Below are 20601 nucleotides of genomic sequence, written 5' to 3'. Positions count from 1 at the left end.
TGATTCCCCGTCCGCTACCGACTGTCTGCTGGCCGTGGCCCGGTCAGGACCGGACATCGAGGACGTACTTGCCCGTGGACGCCCGTGTCTCCAGGAGTTCGTGCGCGCGTACCGCGTCGGCCAGCGGCAGCACGGTCACGTCCACGCGGACACTGCCCTGGGCGACCTGAGCCAGAGACTGCTCCAGGTGGGCGCGGAGCAGCTCCGGCGCGCGTCCGGCTACGCCGCCCAGGTTGTATCCGGCGAGGGAACTGTTGGTGTACCAGGGGTGGTTGCCCTCGAAGGTGACGTCCTCCGCCGCCGCGTTGCCGAAGACGACGTGCCGGCCGAAGGCGGCCAGCAGCCCGGTCACGGACGACCGGAACGCGCCACCGACGGAGTCGAGGACCAGGTCCGCGCCCGCGCCGCCGGTGCGCTCGGCGACCTCCTGCTCCAGCTCTTCGTACGACACGACGCTGTCGTAGCCGAAGCCGCGCGCGTACTCCGCCTTCGCGGGGGAGCTCGTCACGCCGATGACCGTGCCCGCGCCGAGCGAGCGGGCCAGTTGAGCCGCGGCCGTACCGACGCCGCCCGCCGCGGCGAGGACGACCACGGTCTCCCCCTTGGCCAGGTGCCCGGCGGAGGTGAGCACACCGAGGGCCGTGGTGACGTTGCACAGGGCGCCGGCCGCGACGGCTCCGTCCAGACCGGCGAGCTGCCCGTCGAGGCGGATCACGTGCTCGGCGCCGACGGCGACCACCTCGGCGTTGCCGCCGCCGCCCAGGGTGAGCGCGGCGACCCGCTCGCCGGGCTCGAAGCCGGTGACGCCCTCGCCCACGGCGCGTACCGTGCCGACCGCCTCGAGGCCGGGGAAGTGCGGCAGGCCGACCGGGAACTGGCCCCGCCGGAACATCACTTCGGCGAAGTTCACGCCCGCGTACTGGACGTCGACGGTGACCTGTCCGGCCTCGGGGGCGGGCGCGTCGACCTCACCGACGGTGAGGACGGACGGGGCGCCGAAGGCGTCGAAGCGGACGGTGCGCATACGGCTGCTGGAGGCCGTGGGGGTCGGGGCGGTGTTCGTCATCGGATTCCCGTCTGGCTGAGGTGGGTGGTGGGGCCGTGGCCGGTGAGCAACCGGGTGTCGTCCGGGCAGAGCCCGGTGACCATGCGGAGGGAGCCCGCCATGCTGGTGGGGCTCGCGGTCGGCGCGTCCGCGCGTCCCGGGCCGTCGGCGAGCAGGGTGTCGCCGGTGGCGAGCAGGGGATCGTCACCGCCGTCGAAGCGGAACATCACCGAGCCGCTGGTGTGGCCCGGGGTGTGCAGCACCGTGACGGTGCCGGCGGAGAAGGTCAGTTCACCGCCCGATTCGGGGAGTTCGCGGACCTCGTCGGGCTCCTGGTCGGGGTGGCCGACGAGCAGCTCGCGGGGGAACGAGTCGGGCAGTCCCTTGGCGGGAGCGCCGAGTTGGTAGCGGTCGGCCGGGTGGATCCAGGCCGGGACGCCGTAGTGCCGGGCGAGTGGCACGGCGTCCCAGGTGTGGTCCATGTGGCCGTGCGTGATCAGGATGGCCTCGGGTTCGAGGCGGTGGGCGCGGACGGCCTCGAGGACCGCCCCGCGGGAGTCGTGTCCGGGGTCGACGACGAGGCAGGGATGTCCCGGTCCCGCGGCGACGATGTGGACGTTCGTTCCGAACTTGCCGGTGGCGGCGGACAGCACGAGCATGCCGAGACTCTGACTGAGTCTTCGGTCATATGTCAATCGTCATAGGTGTCACAGAACTCTGGCTCAAGTCTGCCCTATAGTGGCGACGGCCGCCCGCCGCCCCCACTCGGGGACCGGCGTCGGCCGCCCGTACATCCGTTGTCCCGACAGGGGGTTCGTCCGTGAAGGCCATCGCCGTCCAGCGCTACGGAGGACCGGAGGTCCTGGAACTCATGGACCTCCCCGAACCGCGTCTCGGCCCGGACGTCGTTCTCGTCCGGGTGCGGTACGCGGGCGTGAACCCCGCCGACTGGAAGATCCGCGAGGGCTACATCGACGACTGGTTCGAGTCCCACTTCCCCATGGTGATGGGGTGCGACCTGTCCGGCGTGGTCGAACGGACCGGCCTCGGCGTCACCGAATTCGCCCCCGGCGACGAGGTGGTCGGCTACGTCCGCGCCGACCACATGCAGCGTGGTACCTACGGCGAACTCGTGGCCGCGCCCGTCCGGACCCTCGCGCACGCGCCGCGCTCCCTCGACGCGCGGGAGGCGGCCGGGCTGCCGGCTGCCGGCCTCACCGCGTACCAGGCGCTCCGCCGCCACCTGGAGATCGCCGCCGGCGACGTGCTGCTCGTCCACGCGGCGGCCGGCGGGGTCGGCTCGCTCGCCGTCCAGATCGGCCGCGCCCTCGGAGCCCGCGTCATCGGCACGGCCTCCGAGCGCAATCACGACTTCCTCCGGTCGCTCGGCGCGGAGCCGGTGACCTACGGCCCGGGGCTCGCCGACCGGGTGCGCGCGCTGGCCCCGGAGGGTGTCGACGCCGTCTTCGACCTCATGGGCGGGGACACCCTCGCCGGTTCGCCGGCGCTGCTGCGGCCGGGCGGGCGGCTCGCCTCCATCTCCGGTGACGTGACGGGCCTCGGCGGACGCTACGTCTTCGTCCGCCCCGACCCGCGTGATCTGGCCGAGCTGGTGGCGATGGCGGACCGCGGCGAGGTGCGGGTCCACGTGAGCGCCGAGTTCCCGCTCGCCGACGCGGCCCGGGCCCATGAACTCGTGCAGACCGGTCATGTGCGCGGCAAGGTCGTCCTCGCGGTCGAAACGACCTGAACCGGCGCGCTGCGCCCACCGAAAGAAGGCCGCCCCCGACCGGGGGCGGCCTTCTCGTGTGTCCGGCGGCCTCGCGCCGGTGTCCGGGGACCACGCGGCCGGTCTTCAGCCAATCTTCAGCGGCTCTCAAGCCGACCACACGCGAGACCTCGGTCGGCTGCCCCGTCGTTCGCAGTTGAAACCCCAGAGGCGGCTGTGAAGGTTGATTCATGCCCCCAGGGGCCCGCCGAAACAGACCCACGGACGAACGGAACCGGGCATGACCCTTGCTGAGCAGGAGCCGACGGAAGCGGCCCCGGCCGCGGCCGAATTCGCCTACCAGCGGCCCATGGACCGCGTCCTGGTGCACCGCCGGGCCGTCATGGAGGTCTTCGTCACCGATGCCGTGCGGCGCGGCGACGACGCCTTCGCCGTGGCGGTCCAGGCGCCCCGCGCGCACAGCTACTACAACGACCACACGCAACGGCCGGCGCTGCTCGACCCGCTGTTCCTCCTGGAGGCCGCCCGCCAGGCGGTCACCGTCGTGGCGCACCAGTGGCTGGACGTCACCCATGACACCTCCTTCCTGATCAGCGACTGGACCACCGAGTTCACCGACCTCGAGGCGCTGCGGGCCCGCGGCGACGCTCCGGACGAACTCGTCGTCGAGGTCACCACCCGCGACCTCAAGCGGCGCGGCACCAGGCTGCTGGCCGCCACCCTCGAGTGCGTGTTCCTGGTGGGCGGCCGGCGGGCCGGGACGAGCGTCGTCGTGGCCGGATACCTCAGCCGCGACGGCTACACCGCCCACCGCGCCAAGAGCCGCGGCACCGTCCCGCCGCTCTCCTCCGACATGCCGTCCACCCGCACCGGTACGCCCGTCGAGCCCGCCCTGGTGGGCCGCGAGCGGACGGAGAACGTCGTCCTCACCGACGCGGCACGGCACCCCGACGGCACGACCGCACTGCGCGCCGTACTCGACGTCCCGGTGCGGCACGCGGCCATGTACGACCACCCCCTGGACCACATACCGGCGATGGCCCTGATGGAGGCGGCGCGCCAAGCCGCGGTCCTCGCCACGGGCGGCCCCGGCGAACGGCGCTACGCCCGCGCCTTCGGCGCCACGTTCCACCGCTTCGTGGAGTTGGACAGCCCGGTCACGGTCTCCGTCACGCCCTCCGGCGGCGAGCGCCTCACCGTCGACTTCCGGCAGGACGGGGAATCCGTCTGCACGGCCGGCGTCGAGGTCGCGGCCCTCCCGGTGCCCGACACGGACGGCAGGTGACGGACCGTGCGACTGGACGCACCCCTGGGTCTGTCGGCGACGGCCTGGTACCCGGACGGCATCCAGACGGCCGAGGAGGCCGTGGCCGCGGGTGACATCGACGCCCGGACCGCCCGCGAACTCGGCTACACCTCACTCCCGGTCAGCGAGGACACCGCACCACCGGACATGGCCGTCCAGGCCGCGACCCGGCTCTTCACGCTCTCCGGCGCCCGCCCCGACACGCTCTCCCTGGTGCTGCACGCGAGCGTCCACCATCAGGGCCACGACGCCTGGTCCGCCCCGCACTACATCGCCCGCCGGATCGGCGCCGAACACGCCGTACCGATCGGGCTGCTCCAGCAGTGCAACGGCGGTGCCATCGGCATCGAACTGGCCGCGAGCCGGCTCCAGGGCGACGCGGCCGCCGGTCCCGCCCTGGTCACGACCGCCGACCGGTTCCTGATGCCGAGCTGGCACCGCTGGCTCAGCGACTACGGGATGGCGGCCGGAGACGCGGCCACCGCCGTTCTCGTCCACCGCACCGCCCGCGCGACGGAACCCGGATCGGCCCACGCCTTCGCCCCCGACCTGCTGCTGCACTCGCTGGCCACCCGGACGGCCGCCGAACTGGAGGTGATGCACCGTGGCGACGACGAGCTCAACGCGACGCCGATGGGGCACAGCCCGATGATCGACGTGCGGCGCACCAAGCGCGCCTTCATCAAGGCGTACGGCGTCGAGTTCTTCGTGGAGACGGCCGCCGACCGCATCCGGGCCGTCGTCGGGGAGGCGCTGGCCGACGCCGGACTCACCGGCGACGATTCGCGGCTGCACTACGCCGTCATCCCCCGCCTGGGCACCAAGGCGATGAACGAGGCCTACCTCCCGCCGCTGAAGGACGTCACCTCCGCGGAGGTGCTCGACCTGGGCCGGGCCACCGGGCACGTGGGCGCCGGCGACCTGAACGCGTCCCTCGCCGACCTGGCCCGCTCGGACCTGCTCAGACCCGGTGCATACGCCCTCGTGCTCAACGGCGGTGGCGGATTCACCTTCACCGCGGCCGTGGTCAGCAAGCGCTGACCTCCCGCACCCGTACCGCTCCACTCCGCTCCACTCCACGACATTCCGATATTCCCAAGGAGAACCACCATGTCCGCGTTCCAGGACCGTCTCTTCGCCCTCGTCTCCGAGAAGCTCGGCATGACCCCCGAGGAACTCGACACCACCTCCACCTTCGACCAGCTCGACCTGGACTCGCTCGCGCTGATCGAGCTGAGCGTCATCGTCCAGAAGGAGTTCGGGGTCCAGATCGACGAGACGGCGCTGACCTCGGAGAACACCTTCGCCGACATCCTCGCCGAGATCGACGGCAAGGTCGCGGTGGCCTGATGACCGGCATACCGACCCAGCGCCCGGGCGGGCGCACGAAACGCTTCGACGTGGCGGTCACCGGCGTCGGGCTGGTCACGCCGGCCGGCCTCGGCGTCGAGGCCAACTTCGCGCGGGTCTGGTCGGGTGAGTCCACCGCGGCCACCGACCCCGGCCTCGCCGGTCTGCCCGTCGACTTCGCCTGCCGCGTACCGGACTTCGACGCGGGCGCCCTCCTCGGGCGGCGCAGCGCCGTCCGCATGGACCCGATCAGTCACTTCGGCGTGGTCGCCGCCCGGCAGGCCGTCGAGGACGCCGGGCTGGACCCGGCCGCGTGGGACGGACCCCGCGTCGGTGTGGTGGTCGGCACCTCGCTCGGTGGCTGGTCCACCGTCGAACGCGAGAAGGGCAACCACCTCGCCGACGGACCCGAGTTCGTCTCACCGCTGCTCATGGTGATGGGCCCGGTCAACATGACCGCCGGCTACATCGCCATGGACCTGAAGGCCCTCGGTCCCAACCAGGTCGTGTCGACCGCCTGCGCCTCCGGCAACACGGCGATCGGGTACGCCCGCTCGCTCCTGGAGTCGGGCGTCTGCGACATCGTCCTGGCCGGCGGTGCCGAGGCCGCGATGTCCCCGACCGCCATGGCCAGCCTCGCCCGGGCGGGCGCGCTGTCCACCCGGCGCGACGACCCGGCGTCCGCATCCCGCCCCTTCGACGCCGACCGCGACGGGTTCGTCGCCGGCGAGGGCGCGGCGATGCTCGTCCTGGAGCGGGTCGAGGACGCGCGGGCGCGCGGCGCCCGCACGAGAGCGCTGGTCTCCGGCTTCGGCGCCTCCGCCGACGGCCACCACGCGTCGGCGCCCGACCCGACCGGCGGCGGCGCCGAGCGGGCCATCCGGGCGGCGCTCGCCGACGCCCTGGTCGACACCTCCGAGGTCGACCACGTCAACGCGCACGGCACGTCGACCCCGCTCAACGACATCACCGAGGCCGGGATGCTCCGCCGGGTCTTCGGCGAGAAGCCCGCCGTCACCTCCACCAAGGGGGTCGTCGGCCATCTGCTGGGCGCCGCCGGAGCCGCCGAGGCGGTGTACACGGTGCTCGCCGTGGAGCGGCGCCTCGTTCCGCCGACGGCCAACCTGAGCAGCCTGGACCCGGGCATCGGGGTGGACGTGGTGGCCAAGGAGGCCCGGCCGATGGAGATCGGCGCGGCGGTGAACGACTCGTTCGGCTTCGGCGGTCAGAACGCCGTGATCGTGGTGACGCCGGCATGACGGGTACTCCCGGCCCCTCGGGCCGCTCCGTCCTCGTCACCGGCGGCAACCGCGGCATCGGCCTGGCCGTCGCCCGGTCGCTGGCCGCGCGCGGCGACCGGGTGGCCGTCACCCACCGCACCGGCGAGCCTCCCGAGGGGCTGCTGGGGGTGCGCTGCGACGTCACCGACGAGGCCCAGGTGGAACGCGCCTTCAAGGAGGTCGCGGCCGCCCAGGGCACCGTGGAGGTGCTCGTCGCCAACGCCGGCATCACCCGGGACGGACTGCTGCTCGCCCTCGACGACAACGACGTCGACGCCGTCCTCGACACCAACCTTCGGTCGGTCATCCGGGTCGCCAAGCACGCGGCCCGGGGCATGCTCGGCGGGCGCTGGGGCCGGCTGGTGCTGATCTCCTCGGCCGTGGCGTTCACCGGCTCGCCGGGCCAGACGAACTACACCGCCGCCAAGGCCGGCCTGGTCGGTCTCGCCCGCTCCCTCGCCTGGGAGCTCGGCAGCCGCTCCATCACCGTCAACGTCGTCGCCCCCGGGCTCGTCCAGACGGACATGCTGCGCGACGTACGGCCGGCCCGCATGGACCAGTACCTGGCGATGACGCCGCTGGGCCGGGCCGGCACCGCCGACGAAGTGGCCGCCGCCGTGCGGTTCCTCACCGGCGAGGAGGCGTCGTACATCACCGGCGCCGTGCTGCCGGTCAGCGGTGGGCTCGGCATGGGGCACTGAGGCCCCACGCCGCACGCGTCCACCACCACTCACGTAGCGCAGGAAAGGTGAACCATGCCCGTCGGTGTCCTGTCGATCGGCTCCCACACACCCGACAAGGTGATCGACAACCAGCAGATCAGTGCCTGGACGGGGATGCCCGAGTCCTGGGTGAGCGAACGGACCGGCGTCCTCACGCGGCGGTACGCCGAGCCCGGTACGGCCACGTCCGACCTCGCCCTGCACGCGGCCCGGGAGGCGCTGGACGGTGTCTCGGACGAGGTCCGCGAGCGGCTCGGCGCGCTGGTCGTGGCCACCAGCACCCCGGACGTGCCGCAGCCGTCGACCGCGGCAATCCTCCAGCACAAGCTGGGGCTCTCCATCCTGCCCGCCTTCGACATCAACGCCGTCTGCAGCGGCTTCCTCTACGGCCTCTCGGTCGCCGAGGGACTGCTGAAGGCCGGCCGGCACGGCGAGTACGTGCTCCTGGTCGGCGCCGACATGTTCTCCACGATCATGGACAGGACCGACCGGCGCACCGTGAGCCTCTTCGGCGACGGCGCGGGCGCGGCCCTGCTCGGTGAGGTGCCCGAGGGCTACGGTCTGCAGTCGGTGCGCCTGGTCACCGACGGGGAGTTCCACCACTACGTGGGCGTGGAGGGCGGCGGTACCCGGACACCGCTCGACGCCGAGGCCCGCGAGGCCGGCAAGCACTACTTCCGGATGGACGGCCGCGCGGTGCGTGACTACGCCCTCTCGGTGCTGGCCAAGCTGACCGCCATGACGCTCGACGACTGCGGGCTCGCCCTGGAGGACGTCGACCGGTTCGTCTTCCACCAGGCCAACACCAGGCTTCTGGAGACCTTCGTGGCGGACGCGGGCATCGACCCGGACCGTGTCGCGTACACCGCGCCGCACCTGGGCAACACGGTCGCCGCCTCGGTGCCGCTCACCCTGCACGCCACGCACCGCGAGCGCCCGCTGCGGCGCGGTGAACGGGTCCTGATGGCGTCGGTCGGCGGCGGCATGACCGCGGGCGCGGCCCTCCTGACCTGGTACTGACGGTCCGACCCCCACACGCACACCACACGCAGCATCGGATGGAGAAGCATGAGGCTCGACGGACAGACGGCCGTCATCACCGGCGGCACGCGGGGCCTGGGGCGGGCGATCGCCGAGGCCTTCCTCGCGGAGGGGGCGTCGGTCGTGGTCGCCGCGCGCAACCCGTACGACATCAAGGAACTCGCCGACGACCACGAGGGCCGGCTCCTCTTCCACCACACCGACGTCACCGACGAGACCTCGGTGGCCGAGCTGACCGCCGCCGCGGTCGAGACGTTCGGCGGTGTCGACGTCCTCGTCAACAACGCCGGTGTCAGCCGCGACGGCAAGATCGCCCGGCTGTCGGTGGCGGACTGGAACACCACGCTCGCCACCAACCTGACCGGTGTCTTCCTCTGCACCCGCGCGGTGATCGGCCCCATGGTCGCCCGTCGCGAGGCGACCGGCGTCGGCGGCCGCATCATCAACGTGTCGTCCTGTGTCGCCGGCCGGGCGGCGATCGGTGCCGCCGCCTACAGCGCGAGCAAGGCCGCCGTGGAGATGTTCACCCGGACCTCCGCCGCCGAACTCGCTCCCAAGGGCATCACCGTCAACTGCCTCTCGCCCGGCTACATCGACGAGGGCATGGGCAAGGAGCTGGCCTCCAACGAGCGCGCCTGGGAGAGCTACCGCGGCCGTCTGCTCTCCGGGCGCCTCGGCCGTCCCTCGGAGATCGGGGCCACCGCCGTGTTCCTCGCCTCGCAGGACAGCTCGTACGTCAACGGCAGCGTGGTCGAGGTCAACGGAGGTCTGATGTGGGCGGCCTGACGGACGCGCGGGCCGGCCGGCCCGTCCTCGTCGTCGGCGCCGGCCCCGTCGGCCTGGTCGTCGCCTGCGAACTGCTCCAGCAGGGAATCCCGGTACGCGTCGTGGACGCCGGCCGCGGACGCACCGCGCACTCCCGCGCGAACGTCATCTGGCCGCGCAACCTCGAACTGCTCGACCGGATCGGGGTCACCGAGGAGCTGCTCGACACCGGGCACCGCCTGGCGGGCACCGCCTTCTACTCGCGTGGCCGCCGCCTGGCGACCGCGTGGATGAGCAGACTGCCCGACTCCCCCTACCCGTTCGCGCTCACCCTCTCCCAGAACGACACCGAGGCGGTGCTGCGCCGGCGGCTCGCCGCGCTCGGCGGGCAGGTCGAGCAGGGCGTCCGGCTGACCGCCCTCCACAACGCGGCGGACGGTCCCGCCGTCAAGCTGGAGCACGAGGACGGCCGGACCGAGGAACTGGAGCCGGGCCGGCTCGTCGGCGCGGACGGCGCGCACAGCACCGTCCGCAAGGAGCTGGGTATCGGCTACGACGGGCCGCCGGTCGACGTGTCGTTCGCGATCACCGACGCCCGGCTGACCACCACGCTCTCCGAGGACCTGTCGCACTACTGCTACGCGCCGAGCGGCGCCATGGTGCTCGGCCCGATGGGTGACGGCGTCCACCGCATCGCACTGAGCGTGCCGCACGACGCGTACGACGAGGACAGCCCGCCGCCCCGCGAGATGTTCCAGCAGGTCGTCGACGACCGCGCGGCGGGCCGCAGCCGCGTCGAGGAGCTGCTGTGGAGCGGGTCCTTCAGGGTGCGGGTCCGGATCGCCTCCGCCTTCCGCGACGGCCGTTGCTTCCTCGTGGGCGACGCCGCCCATGTGATCAGCCCGGCGGGCGGGCAGGGCATGAACACCGGCATGCAGGACGCGTTCAACCTGGCGTGGAAGCTGTCCGGCGTCCTCCGGGGGGAGTTCGGGGAGCCGATCCTCGACTCGTACGACTCCGAACGCCGCGCCGTCTCCCACGAGGTGGCCCGTTCGACGGCGCTGCTGACCAAGGCGGGCCTGGTCAACACGCCCGCGAAGGTGGCGCTGCGGGACGCGGCGTTCACGGCCGCCGACCGGACCGGTCTCTTCCAGCGCAAGCTCGCTCCGCAGCTGAGCCAGACGGCCGTCAGCTACGACGGCGGCCGCCATCCCCGACTGCCGCTGAGGGTCTCGTCCGGCCCGCAGGCGGCCCCGCGTCTGGACGGCGGCGGCTGGCCCACGGTCGACCGGGACCGCCACACCGTGCTGCTGTGGCCCGGCACCCGGACCCCGCCGGCGGACTGGCGGGGGACCCGCGACCGGATCCGCCGGGAGCTTCCCGAGGGAACCCCGGTACTCGATCTGACCCGTGCCGTGCCCCGGGGTCTGGCCCGGGCGCTCGGACCGGGGCCCGCCGTGGCGGTCGTGCGCCCCGACGGCCATCTGCTCGCACGGGTGGGCGCCGAAGGAAACCAGGACATCACGCGACTGCTCACCCGAGCGGCACACCTCAGGAGCCGGTCTTGACCACGTCCCCCGCCCTGCCTCCCCTCACCACCGACCCTTCCCGCCCGGTGGTGGCGTTCTTCGATGCCGACGAGACGCTCATCGCCATGAAGACACCGTTCTCGCTGCTGCGGCATCGGATGAAGCGGGAGGGAGACGTCACCGGCGCCGCGTACGAGCGGCTGGTGGAGCCGCTGCGACGGCTGGCGGCGACGGGGGTGACACCGGTCGAGGTGGTGTCGAAGTTCTACGAGCTGTACGCCGGGGTCCCCTGGGACGACGTGGTCTCCGAGGCGCGGGAGTGGTACGCGCACCTGCGCGAGCGCGGGGCGCCGTTCATCGAGCCGACGATCACCCGGCTCCGCCGCCACCAGGAGGCGGGCCACCACATCGTGGTCATCTCGGGCTCCTGGCCGGCGACGCTCCATCCGATCACCGACGATCTGGGCGTCGACCTGGTCCTGTGCACGGAGCCGGAACTGGACGCGGACCGGCGGATGACGGGTGCGATCCGGCACGCGATGTTCGGCCCGGCGAAGGCGGACGCGGTCCGGGAGGCGCTGGCGAAGTTCGGCGCGGACCCCGCCGACTGCCACGCGTACGGCGACGACCCGGGGGACCTGACCATGCTGAGCATGGTGGGCCACCCGGCGGTCGTCGGCGCGCATCCGCGGATGACGGCCCACGCGGCCGAGAAGGGCTGGCCGGTCGTCCCGGCCACCCTGATGGCCGGGACGCGCCGCCAGCCGGTGTAGTCGTCGGGCGGGCACGAAGGGGGCGCCTCGGACGAGGCGCCCCCTTCGGCACTGCGCCGGGGTGGGGGGTCAGCGGGCGCCGACCGCCTCCGGCAGGGCGGCGAGCTCGGCGAGGGCCTCCGGCGGGAGGGCCAGGGAGCCGGCCCGCACGTTGTCCTCCAGGTAGCGGCGGGTCTTGGTGCCGGGGATGACGCCCACGTGCTCGCCCTGGGCCAGCACCCAGGCGATCGCCACCTGCGCGACGGTCGCCCCGAGGCCGTCGGCGACGCGCCGCATCCGGTCGACGATGGCCTGGTTGGCGCTGATGGCCTCGGGCTGGAACCGCGGGATCCGGTGCCGGCCGTCGACCTCCGGCAGGTCCCGCGGGGTGCTGATCCGGCCGGACAGGAAGCCGCGGCCGAGCGGGGCGAACGCGATGAACGCGATGCCTTCGCGCCCGCAGTACTCCACCACGCCGTCCTTCAGGGCCTCCCGGCTCCACAGCGACAGCTCGCTCTGCACGGAGGCGACCGGGTGGACCGCGTGCGCCCGGCCGATCTCCTCCACCGACGCCTCGGAGAGGCCGATCGTGCCGAGCTTGCCCTCCTCGACCAGCTCCGCGAGCGCGCCCCAGCTCTCCTCGACCGGCACCTCCGGGTCGATGCGGTGCAGCTGGTACAGGTCGATGTGGTCCACGCCGAGCCGCCGCAGGCTCGCGTCGACGGCGGCGCGCAGGTACTCCGGCCGGCCGTCCCGGTGGCTCTTGTAGGTGGCCGGGTCGTCCACGACGAGGCCGCCCTTGGTGGCGAGCAGCGCGTCGTCGCGACGGCCCCGCAGCGCCTTGCCGACCAGTGCTTCGTTGGTGAACGGGCCGTACTGGTCGGCCGTGTCGACCAGGTCGGCGCCGAGGTCGAGCGCGTGCCGGATGACCGCGATGGACTCGCTCTCGTCCCGGCCCAGCTCGTCGTACCCCCACGACATGCCCATGCAGCCGATGCCGACGGCCGCGAACGTCCGCTGTGAGCCGCCCAGTTGGATCCTGCGCATGTTCGTGCGCACCTCTCTCCCGTTGTCCCCGTGGAGTCCTGCCCCCGATTTCTGTGACAGGCCCTCGCCTCCATGCAGAACTCTGCCATACGGCATTGACATGTTCTATAGTCAGCCCACTAATCTATGCCAGGGTTCTTACACATGACTGTCAATGACATAGAACAGAACAGGGGTGATTCACCGTGTCCACCGGCAACCCGCGCGCGACACTCGCCGCGGCGTGCGTCGTCGGCCCGCTGATGACCTTGGTCGTGACCGGCCCGTCCGTGGCCGTACCCGACATCGGCGCCGACCTGCACAGCTCCCTCGCCGCTGCCCAGTGGGTGGTCGACGGATACATGCTGACCGCGTCCAGCAGCCTCGCGGCGATGGGCTCGCTCGCGGACCGCGTGGGCCACCGCAGGATGTTCACCTGGGGCATGGCCTTCTTCGCGTTCTGGATGGCCGTCTCCGGCCTCTCCAACAACATCCTGCTGCTCGACGTCTCGCGCGCCGTCTCCGGCTTCGGCAGCGGTGCGGCCCTCGCCTCCATCACCGCGATCGTGGCCCAGGCCTTCGACGGCCCCGCCCGGGCGAAGGCGTTCGGACTGTTCGGCACCTTCCTCGGCGCGGGTCTCGCCTTCGGGCCGATGTTCGGCGGCGTCCTGGTCAACCTGTGGGGCTGGCGCTCGGTGTTCCTCGTGCTCGCCGGGGTCGCCGTCCTCGTCCTGCTGAGCACGCCGATGCTGCCCCGTACGGAACCGAACCGCGGACCCCGCTTCGACTGGGCGGGTACCTTCCTCTTCGGCTTCGGCGTCGCCCTGTTCGTCCTCGCCCTGGTCGAGGGGCCGGGCCGCGGCTGGACCGACGCGATCGTGCTCGCCTCGGCCGCCGGCTGCCTGGTCCTGCTCGCCGCCTTCGTGAGGGTGGAGCGCCGCTCCGAGAACCCGATGTTCGACCTGGCCCTCTTCGCCCGCCCGCAGTTCCTCGCGGTCTGCCTGGTGCCGCTGGTGCTGGCGTTCAGCTTCGTCGCGCTCGTCATCGTGCTGCCGCCGTACCTGACCTCCACGAGCGGCCTGTCGGCCGTCCGGATCGGCCTGGTCCTGCTGCTGCTGACCGGACCCTCCCTGGTGATGCCCGCCGTCACCGGCGTCCTCGCGCAGAAGGTCTCGCAGCGCGCCCTGTTCGTGGTGCTGCTCGCCTTCTCCGCCGTCGGCGCCGCCTGGCTGACCATGGTCGAGCCGGGTGCCTCGGCCGTCGCGCTGGCCGGCCCGCTGCTCTTCCTGGGCGTCGGTTACGGCATCTCGCTGGGCATCCTGGACGGCGCGGCCGTGTCGGCCGTCGAGCCGGAGCGGATGGGCATGGCCGCGGGCATGTTCAACACGGTGCGGCTGACCTCGGACGCGGTCTCCATGGCCGGTCTCGGCGCTCTCGTCACGGCGCTGACCAAGAGCGCCCTCGACACCGACGCGGTCTCCGCCTACGACGGCGGTGCCGAGGCGCTGGCCTCGCGCGCCCTGCAGGGCGGTCTCACCGAGGCCGCCGAGACCCTGCCCGCGGGTGAGGTCCGGGACCGGGCGGTGACCGCGATGGCCGACGCCTACGCCGCCGGCCTGCACACCACCATGTGGATCGTCGCGGCGGCCTGCGCGGTCACCGCCGTGGTCGTCGGCAGCCTGCTGAAGGGCGGCAAGCCGTCGGCCGACACGGCGGACGAAGCCGTCGGCGAGCCGTCCGCGGCGTCGTCGCCCGAGCCCGCTTCCGCGCGCTGAGGGGGCAGGTCATGACACAGACCGCCCTCGGACCCGTCGAGGTCCTGCCCCCCTATGCCGACGAGCAGCTGGTGGAGCGCCTCGGCATCGAGATCGAGGTCTGCGAGCCGGACCTGGTGATCGGCACCATGCCGGTGGCGGGCAACCGCCAGCCGATCGGCCTGCTGCACGGCGGGGCCAACGCCGTGCTGGCCGAGACGCTCGGGTCGCTCGCGGCCTGGACGCACGCGGGCGCCGACCGGATCATCGTCGGGCAGGAGCTGTCCTGCACCCACCACGGAGGGGCGCGGTCGGGCCGGGTCACCGGTGAGTGCCGGCCGCTGCACGTGGGCACGCACACCGCCACCTACGAGATCGTCATCCGTGACGAGCGGGGCCGGCGCACCTGCACCGCCCGGCTGACCTGTGCGATCCCGCCGGCCAGGCGCCGGACGATCCGGTGACCGTACGCGGCCCGGGGCACGACGGTCCGTCGGCCCGGCCGAGGCAACGCACGACTACTGCTTCGTCTTCTGTCGTATGCAAGACTATTGATATGGCGAAGACGACGACGGAGACGGTCGCCGCAGGCAGGCTCGGGCACACGATCAAGCGAGCCGAGCAGGCTCTGATCGGGCGCAAGACCGACGTGCTGCGAGAGTTCGGCCTGACGGTGCCCCAGTACTCGGTCCTGCTGTTGCTGTCGGTCTCGGACGGAATGTCCGCGGCCCAGCTCGCGCGCGAGTGCATGGTCACGCCACAGACGATGGCGACGGTTCTGACCAACCTGGAGAAGGCCGACCTGGTGTTCCGCGAACCTTCGGAGCTGCATCAGAAGGTCGTGGTCAACCGGGCGACCCGGGCGGGCCGTGCCATCGCGAAGCAGGCCGACAAGGCGGCCCTTCGCGTCGAGGCTTCGCTGGGTGCCGAATTCACGCCCGAGGAAAGGGCACGGTTCGAGGAGTACCTGGAACGGACCATCGCCGTTCTTGGTTCACTTAAATAACCCCTCGGGATAAGCCAGTAGTACGGAAAGACCACGTTGATTTCGTTGATCACGAAATTAACGTGGCTTTCTTTTTCCTGCTAGGATGCGATAGCGACCCGTGCCTGGTCACGCCGGTACGGGGGGCAAGGGTGAGAACATCTCGCTGCAGAGTGGGATGGTTGTACCAATAAGGGGGAATGGTGCAGATTCATGTCCTGGGGCCGATGACGATATTCGGCGATGACCTGGAGCCGGTCGTTCTGGCTCCCAAGCCGCGTCGTCTGCTCGCTTTGCTCGCTGTCAATGCCGACAGTGCGGTATCCATCAATGCACTTGTGCAGGAGTTGTGGGGGGACAGCCCGCCGCGCACTGCCACCGCAACGATACAGACATACATCGGGCAGGTCCGTCGCACTCTCGCGGAAGCCCTGAATAAGAGCGCAAACGAAATCGCCGAGGAAATCCTCATCACCGAGGGCGGCAGTTATGTGCTCTCCACTCGCGGGGTCGCGCTCGACATCACCGAGTACGAGATGCTGACCGCCGCCGGAAACGCCGCGGTCCAGCGCGGCGAATTCGTCGAGGGCTCCGACCTGCTCCACCAGGCCGTGGCATTGTGGCGCGGCCCGGCACTCGTCAACGTGGAGGCCGGGGAACTGCTCGGTGCCCGGATCGTCCACCTGGACGAGTCCCTACTGTGCACGCTGGAGCACCGGATCTACGCCGACCTCCAGCGCGGCGCCCATCACACCCTGGTTCCCGAGATCACCGAGCTCACCGCCCGCCACCCGCTCCACGAGAACTTCCACCGGCACCTGATGCTCGCGCTCTACCGCTGTGGCCGGCGAGCGGAGGCGCTCGCGGTGATGCGGCGGCTGCGGGCCCGGCTGGTGGAGGAGCTGGGCCTGGAGCCCTCGCCGTTCCTGGTCCAGATGGAGCAGGACATCCTGCGCGGCGCGCCGTCGCTCGACACGCATCAGCGCAGGTCGGCCAAGCGGACCACCGTCGTACGGCAGCAGGACCGCTGGAGCATGGGCAGCATGATGACAGCCTGACGCCGGGCCCCGGGCGGCTACCGACCCGGGCGGATCACACAGGGCGCCCGGCCGGGAGACCGGCCGGGCGCCCTGCGTGGACGGCCGTCGGGCTCAGGCCCCACTGACCAGCAGGCACGACCAGGTGAACCCGGCACCCGCGCTCACCACCAGCGCGTACTCGCCGGGGCCCAGCATCCGGCCGGCGCACAGCTCCGCCAGGCTGGCCGCGGCATCACCGGCTCCCAGGTGTCCGGTGTCGTCGCCGGGCCGCAGCAGTGGTGCCCCGGTGAGCTTGGTCAGCACCGGCGCGTAGGCCAGGTCGATGGTCTTGCGGCCGAGCCGCGGCGCCACCACGTAACGCAGCGGCGCGTCGCCCGTCGCGGACAGCCCCGCACCCGCGAGGCACGACTCCACCGCCGACCGCAGCGCCGCGGCGCTGGTCCCGGTGAACGCCTCCATGCCCTCCGCCTGGAGGAACGCCTTCTTCGTCCGGCGGATGTCCACCGTCGGCCCGAGCGAGCGGGCGGCCGGGCCGAACGGGTCGTCGCCGCGGTGCATGCGCTCCAGCCGGGGCGCGGCGACCGTGGCGACCGAGTGCAGGATCAGATCGGCCGGCCGGCCGCCCTCGCTCCCCGGCAGGTGGTGCAGGACGAGGGCGGTGGCCCCGTCGCCGTATCCGATGCCGTAGTCCCCGCTCCAGCGGTCGAAGCCGGGCGCCAGGAACGCGTCGGCGGTGGTGATCAGGGCGTGCCCGAGGCCGGGTTCGACGAGGAGCCGGGCGGCGGCCATTTCCACGGCCGCCGCCCCGCCGTTGCACACCTGCTGGACGCCGAGCGGCACGGCGCCGGCGGCGCCCAGCCGGTCGGCGACGAAGTGCGCGGGGGACCACAGGTCGTGCCCCTGGTAGTGGATCCAGGCATGCAGCAGGAGGCCCACGGCGCCGGGGCCGACCCCGGCCGCGGTGAGCGCCCCGCGGCCGGCCTCGACCGCCATCTCCGGTGCGGCCAGGTCGGCCACCGGCAGACCGGCGTAGCCGAGTTCGCCGGCGGTCTCGGCGTCGACCAGCTCACGCGCGACCGCCTCCGCCGCGCTCTGCCGGCCCCGCGGGAGCCAGAGTGTGGGGCCCGAGATGCCCAACGGGTACGGCAGGCGCATTACTTCGCCTCTGCTCTCGGGCTCTTCGGGGCTCCCGCGTCGATGTCGCACCCCGGGTCCGGGGCGGGCGTGCTCGGCGAGGCCGCCGTCGTGGGGATGATGTCGACGACGTACAACTCGACCGGCTCGGTGCCCCTGTTGATGCCCATGTGCACGGTGTTCGGGCCCACGGGCTCCACGAGCGACTCGCCCGGGCCGTACTCCTCCACCGAGCAGTCCGCCCCGTCGATCCGGGTGAACGTACCGGAGTTGATGACGGCGATCTCCTCGCCCACGTGGTAGTGCCAGCCCGTGGAGGCGCCCGGCTGCACGACCGCCTTGCGGTAGAGGACCTTGCGGTCGTCCTGCGCCTTGATCTTGAAGGGCTCCGAGGTGACTCCCTCGGTCAGGGTGACCGAGCTGACCGGGGGGACCTCGGCCGTGGCGTCGGCCTGGGCGACGGGCTGGGTGGCGAATCCGACGCCGAGCGCCACCGCGGCGCCCACGGCGGCGGTTACGAGTCTGTTCTTCTTGACCACGGGAAGTCCTCTGCTCACGGGAAACCGACCGCAGTCATATGTATCAGAGCATTGCCACTGAGTTGAGGTCTGTCTTGACTTCCTGTCCTGGTCTTGTGCGGGGCTTCAGTCGTTCTCTTGCCGGTCCGGGGCGAGCGGGATCCGTGGGCCGCTCAGCCCGCGTCGACCAGCGAGATCCTGCCCTTCCGCTCGTCCCGCCGCAGCAGTTCGGCGACCTTCTCGCGGGTCTCCGTACCGGCCCGCGCCATGTGCAGCATCAGCCGGATCCCGGGCCGGTCCGGGATCTCGAGCACCGAGTGATCGAAGATCAGCAGTCCCGCCCGCGGGTGCTCGATCGCCTTCGTGCCCTGGTTCGTCGCCGTGAGCTCGTACCGCGACCACAGGTCCGCGAACTCCTCGCTCTCCTGTGTCAGCCGGCTCGAGATCGCGGTGAACCGAGGCTCCGCCGGGTAACGGGCGGCGTCCCTGCGGAACTCGGAGACCAGGCCGGGAGCGACCTCCGCCCAGTACCGGTGGCGGGCCCGGAACGCCGGATTGGTGAAGAAGGACACCAGGCAGTTGGTGTCCCGCTCGCCGAACCCGAAGACGATCCCGGCCGCACGGTTGAGCCCCACGATGTCCCAGCACCGGTCGATCACGTACGCCGGGCTCGGCATCCAGCCCTCCACGAGGGTCGTCAACTGCCCGGTGTCCGCGCAGTCGTCGGCCGCGCGCTGCGGCGGGTTCATCCCCACCAGCCGGTACAGATGGTCCCGTTCGACGGCGTCCAGCAGCAGCGCCCGGCTGATCGCGTCCACGACCTGGTCCGACACCTTGATGTCCCGGCCCTGTTCGAGCCACGTGTACCAGGAGGCGCCGATGCCCGCCAGCATCGCGACCTCCTCCCGGCGCAGCCCCGGCGTGCGCCGACGCGCGCCCGGCGGAAACCCCACGTCCTCGGGCCTGAGCCGTTCCCGGCGCGCGCGCAGGAAGTGCCTGAGTTCCTCGCGTCGACGGGGCTCCCGTACTGCGTTGAGGTTCGTGGTGGTCATGGACCCAGGATAGATTCGGGCTCCCCACCGCATGGCGATAATTGCCAGCCTTCTGCCATGACTTCCGACTCCGTCACTCAGCAGACCGGCAAAGTGCCGTTCACCACACGCCAGTGGCTCATCATCGCCCTGCTGTGCGGTACGCAGTTCATGCTCGCCCTCGACTTCTCCATCCTCAGCGTCGCGCTCCCCGTCCTCGGTGAGGACCTCGGCTTCAAGCTGAGCGACCTGCAGTGGGTGGTCACCGCGTTCGCCCTGCCGTCCGGCGGCCTGCTGCTGCTCTTCGGCCGGGCCGCCGACCTCTACGGCCGGCGCAACTGGTTCATCGTGGGCATGGTCCTCTTCACGGTCGCCTCCCTCGCCGGCGGCCTCGCCCCCACCCCCGGCTTCCTGCTCGCGGCCCGCGCCGCCCAGGGCGTCGCGGCCGCCATGCTCACCCCGGCGGCGATGTCCCTGCTCACCACCAGCTTCGCCGAGGGCTCGCAGCGCGACCGCGCGCTCGGCATCAACGGCGCCCTGCTCTCGCTCGGCTTCCTGTCCGGCGTGGTCCTCGGCGGGGTCATCACCGACTTCACCAGCTGGCGCGTGACGCTCTTCATCAGCGTCCCCGTCGGCGTCGTCGCCGCCATCGCCGCCCCGATCCTCATCAAGGAGAGCCGCAACGAGCAGACCCCGAAGCTGGACCTCCTCGGTGCCGTCACCGTCACCGGCGGCCTCCTCTCGGTGATCTTCGGTATCACCTCGGCCGAGCGCAACGGCTGGAGCTCCACCACCACCCTGCTCTCCCTGGCCGCCGGGCTCGTGCTCCTCATCGCCTTCTTCGCCGTCGAGTCGCGGGTCGCCGCGCCCCTCGTCGACCTGAAGGTGCTGCGCCGCCGCACCGTGAGCTGGGGCAACGCCACCGGCCTGGTCACGTTCGCGATGATGACCGGCATGGTGTTCCTGCTGACCCTGTACTTGCAGCAGGTGCGCGGCATGAGCCCGCTCAACGCCGGCTTCACCTTCGCCTCCCTCGGCGTCGCCGCCGTCGTCGGCGGTGCCTTCGCCGCCCGCATCATCGGCGCGATCGGCGTCCACCGGGCCCTCGTCTACGGTCTGCTGCTGCAGGCGGCGAGCACCGCCGCGCTCTACTTCCTCGACGCCGCCGGCAGCATGCCGCTGCTCCTCATCGCCACCGCCACCGGCGGATTCGGCCACCTCCTCGCGGTCGTCGGCTACATGATCACCGCTACCTCGGGCCTGCCGGACCACGAGCAGGGCCTGGCCACCGGCCTCGCGTACACGGGTCAGCAGCTCGGCGTCACCGTCGGCACCCCGGTCCTCGCCACCGTCGCCGCGGCCGGCATCGACTCCGCGGGCGGCAGCGGCTCCGCCGCCGTCCTCAACGGCGTACAGGAAGGGCTGCTGGTCGCCGCCGGCGCGCTGCTCCTCGCCGGCCTCGCCGCCATGGCCTTCCTTCGGCCCGACCGGACCCCGGCGGCCGAGACCCCGGCGGCCGAGACCCCGGCGGCCGAGTCCCCGGCGCCCGGCGACAAGGTCTCCGTCGAGGCGCGCTAGGGACCGAGGAACGCAC

At 72.1% G+C, this 20601-nt stretch carries 21 protein-coding genes; 15 read left to right on the top strand and 6 right to left on the bottom strand.

Going from position 1 to position 20601, the window contains the following annotated elements; all coding sequences use genetic code 11:
* Positions 1 to 43 precede the first annotated feature (43 nt).
* Positions 44 to 1066, bottom strand: coding sequence for a quinone oxidoreductase family protein (locus OIE75_RS14895; RefSeq protein ID WP_329471180.1), 1023 nt, complete (start codon positions 1064 to 1066; stop codon positions 44 to 46).
* A complete protein-coding gene (locus OIE75_RS14890; protein WP_329471179.1) occupies positions 1063 to 1704 on the bottom strand; it encodes an MBL fold metallo-hydrolase in 642 nt (213 codons plus the stop codon). Before OIE75_RS14890 ends, OIE75_RS14895 begins: the two co-directional genes overlap by 4 nt.
* 161 nt (positions 1705 to 1865) lie before the next feature.
* On the opposite strand from OIE75_RS14890, the gene OIE75_RS14885 reads away from it, so the two are divergent.
* The 10 genes from OIE75_RS14885 to OIE75_RS14840 all read left to right on the top strand — a co-directional run bounded on the left by OIE75_RS14885 (position 1866) and on the right by OIE75_RS14840 (position 11540).
* Positions 1866 to 2795, top strand: a complete 930-nt coding sequence (locus tag OIE75_RS14885) for an NADP-dependent oxidoreductase (protein ID WP_329471178.1) — start codon at positions 1866 to 1868, stop codon at positions 2793 to 2795.
* A 259-nt stretch (positions 2796 to 3054) separates the two neighbouring features.
* Positions 3055 to 4059 (top strand): ScbA/BarX family gamma-butyrolactone biosynthesis protein, encoded by a 1005-nt coding sequence (locus OIE75_RS14880; protein ID WP_307012741.1) that lies wholly within the window; start codon positions 3055 to 3057, stop codon positions 4057 to 4059.
* Between the two features lie 6 nt (positions 4060 to 4065).
* Complete coding sequence (locus OIE75_RS14875) at positions 4066 to 5121, top strand: ketoacyl-ACP synthase III family protein (protein ID WP_329471177.1); 1056 nt, start codon at positions 4066 to 4068, stop codon at positions 5119 to 5121.
* Positions 5122 to 5190: 69 nt separating this feature from the next.
* The gene (locus OIE75_RS14870; RefSeq protein WP_307012737.1) at positions 5191 to 5430 is read left to right on the top strand and encodes an acyl carrier protein; all 240 of its coding nucleotides are present in this window, start codon (positions 5191 to 5193) and stop codon (positions 5428 to 5430) included.
* Entirely contained in the window at positions 5430 to 6689 is a 1260-nt protein-coding gene (locus tag OIE75_RS14865) for a beta-ketoacyl-[acyl-carrier-protein] synthase family protein (protein ID WP_307012736.1), read from the top strand. The genes OIE75_RS14870 and OIE75_RS14865 overlap by 1 nt, the downstream gene beginning before the upstream one ends.
* Complete coding sequence (locus OIE75_RS14860; RefSeq protein ID WP_307012735.1) at positions 6686 to 7411, top strand: SDR family oxidoreductase; 726 nt, start codon at positions 6686 to 6688, stop codon at positions 7409 to 7411. Before OIE75_RS14865 ends, OIE75_RS14860 begins: the two co-directional genes overlap by 4 nt.
* 54 nt (positions 7412 to 7465) lie before the next feature.
* Complete coding sequence (locus tag OIE75_RS14855; protein ID WP_307012734.1) at positions 7466 to 8452, top strand: 3-oxoacyl-ACP synthase III family protein; 987 nt, start codon at positions 7466 to 7468, stop codon at positions 8450 to 8452.
* Positions 8453 to 8500: 48 nt separating this feature from the next.
* Entirely contained in the window at positions 8501 to 9259 is a 759-nt protein-coding gene (locus OIE75_RS14850; protein WP_329471176.1) for an SDR family NAD(P)-dependent oxidoreductase, read from the top strand.
* Positions 9247 to 10806 (top strand): FAD-dependent monooxygenase, encoded by a 1560-nt coding sequence (locus OIE75_RS14845; protein WP_329471175.1) that lies wholly within the window; start codon positions 9247 to 9249, stop codon positions 10804 to 10806. Before OIE75_RS14850 ends, OIE75_RS14845 begins: the two co-directional genes overlap by 13 nt.
* Positions 10803 to 11540, top strand: coding sequence for an HAD family hydrolase (locus OIE75_RS14840; protein ID WP_329471174.1), 738 nt, complete (start codon positions 10803 to 10805; stop codon positions 11538 to 11540). Before OIE75_RS14845 ends, OIE75_RS14840 begins: the two co-directional genes overlap by 4 nt.
* 69 nt (positions 11541 to 11609) lie before the next feature.
* On the opposite strand, the gene OIE75_RS14835 is transcribed toward OIE75_RS14840, so the two are convergent.
* Entirely contained in the window at positions 11610 to 12566 is a 957-nt protein-coding gene (locus OIE75_RS14835) for an aldo/keto reductase (RefSeq protein ID WP_307012728.1), read from the bottom strand.
* A 185-nt stretch (positions 12567 to 12751) separates the two neighbouring features.
* Here OIE75_RS14835 and OIE75_RS14830 point away from each other — a divergent pair, with 185 nt between their 5' ends.
* The 4 genes from OIE75_RS14830 (at position 12752) to OIE75_RS14815 (ending at position 16342) form a co-directional block, all read left to right on the top strand.
* Positions 12752 to 14320, top strand: a complete 1569-nt coding sequence (locus tag OIE75_RS14830; RefSeq protein WP_329471173.1) for an MFS transporter — start codon at positions 12752 to 12754, stop codon at positions 14318 to 14320.
* Between the two features lie 11 nt (positions 14321 to 14331).
* On the top strand, positions 14332 to 14763 hold the full coding sequence (locus tag OIE75_RS14825; protein ID WP_329471172.1) for a hotdog fold thioesterase: 432 nt from the start codon (positions 14332 to 14334) through the stop codon (positions 14761 to 14763).
* A gap of 92 nt (positions 14764 to 14855) precedes the next feature.
* Positions 14856 to 15305, top strand: a complete 450-nt coding sequence (locus tag OIE75_RS14820; RefSeq protein ID WP_329471171.1) for a MarR family winged helix-turn-helix transcriptional regulator — start codon at positions 14856 to 14858, stop codon at positions 15303 to 15305.
* A 179-nt stretch (positions 15306 to 15484) separates the two neighbouring features.
* Positions 15485 to 16342, top strand: coding sequence for an AfsR/SARP family transcriptional regulator (locus OIE75_RS14815; protein ID WP_329471170.1), 858 nt, complete (start codon positions 15485 to 15487; stop codon positions 16340 to 16342).
* Positions 16343 to 16435: 93 nt separating this feature from the next.
* On the opposite strand, the gene OIE75_RS14810 is transcribed toward OIE75_RS14815, so the two are convergent.
* The 3 genes from OIE75_RS14810 to OIE75_RS14800 all read right to left on the bottom strand — a co-directional run bounded on the left by OIE75_RS14810 (position 16436) and on the right by OIE75_RS14800 (position 19028).
* On the bottom strand, positions 16436 to 17479 hold the full coding sequence (locus OIE75_RS14810; protein ID WP_329471169.1) for a 3-oxoacyl-ACP synthase: 1044 nt from the start codon (positions 17477 to 17479) through the stop codon (positions 16436 to 16438).
* The gene (locus OIE75_RS14805; protein WP_329471168.1) at positions 17479 to 17997 is read right to left on the bottom strand and encodes a cupin domain-containing protein; all 519 of its coding nucleotides are present in this window, start codon (positions 17995 to 17997) and stop codon (positions 17479 to 17481) included. The genes OIE75_RS14810 and OIE75_RS14805 overlap by 1 nt, the downstream gene beginning before the upstream one ends.
* Positions 17998 to 18149: 152 nt before the next feature.
* On the bottom strand, positions 18150 to 19028 hold the full coding sequence (locus OIE75_RS14800) for a helix-turn-helix transcriptional regulator (protein ID WP_329471167.1): 879 nt from the start codon (positions 19026 to 19028) through the stop codon (positions 18150 to 18152).
* Between the two features lie 57 nt (positions 19029 to 19085).
* Between OIE75_RS14800 and OIE75_RS14795 the strand changes: the two genes are divergently transcribed.
* A complete protein-coding gene (locus tag OIE75_RS14795) occupies positions 19086 to 20585 on the top strand; it encodes an MFS transporter (protein ID WP_329471166.1) in 1500 nt (499 codons plus the stop codon).
* Positions 20586 to 20601: the final 16 nt, after the last annotated feature.

The organism is Streptomyces sp. NBC_01723, assembly GCF_036246005.1.
Classification (GTDB): domain Bacteria; phylum Actinomycetota; class Actinomycetes; order Streptomycetales; family Streptomycetaceae; genus Streptomyces.
This window is presented reverse-complemented; position numbering and strand designations above follow the sequence as displayed.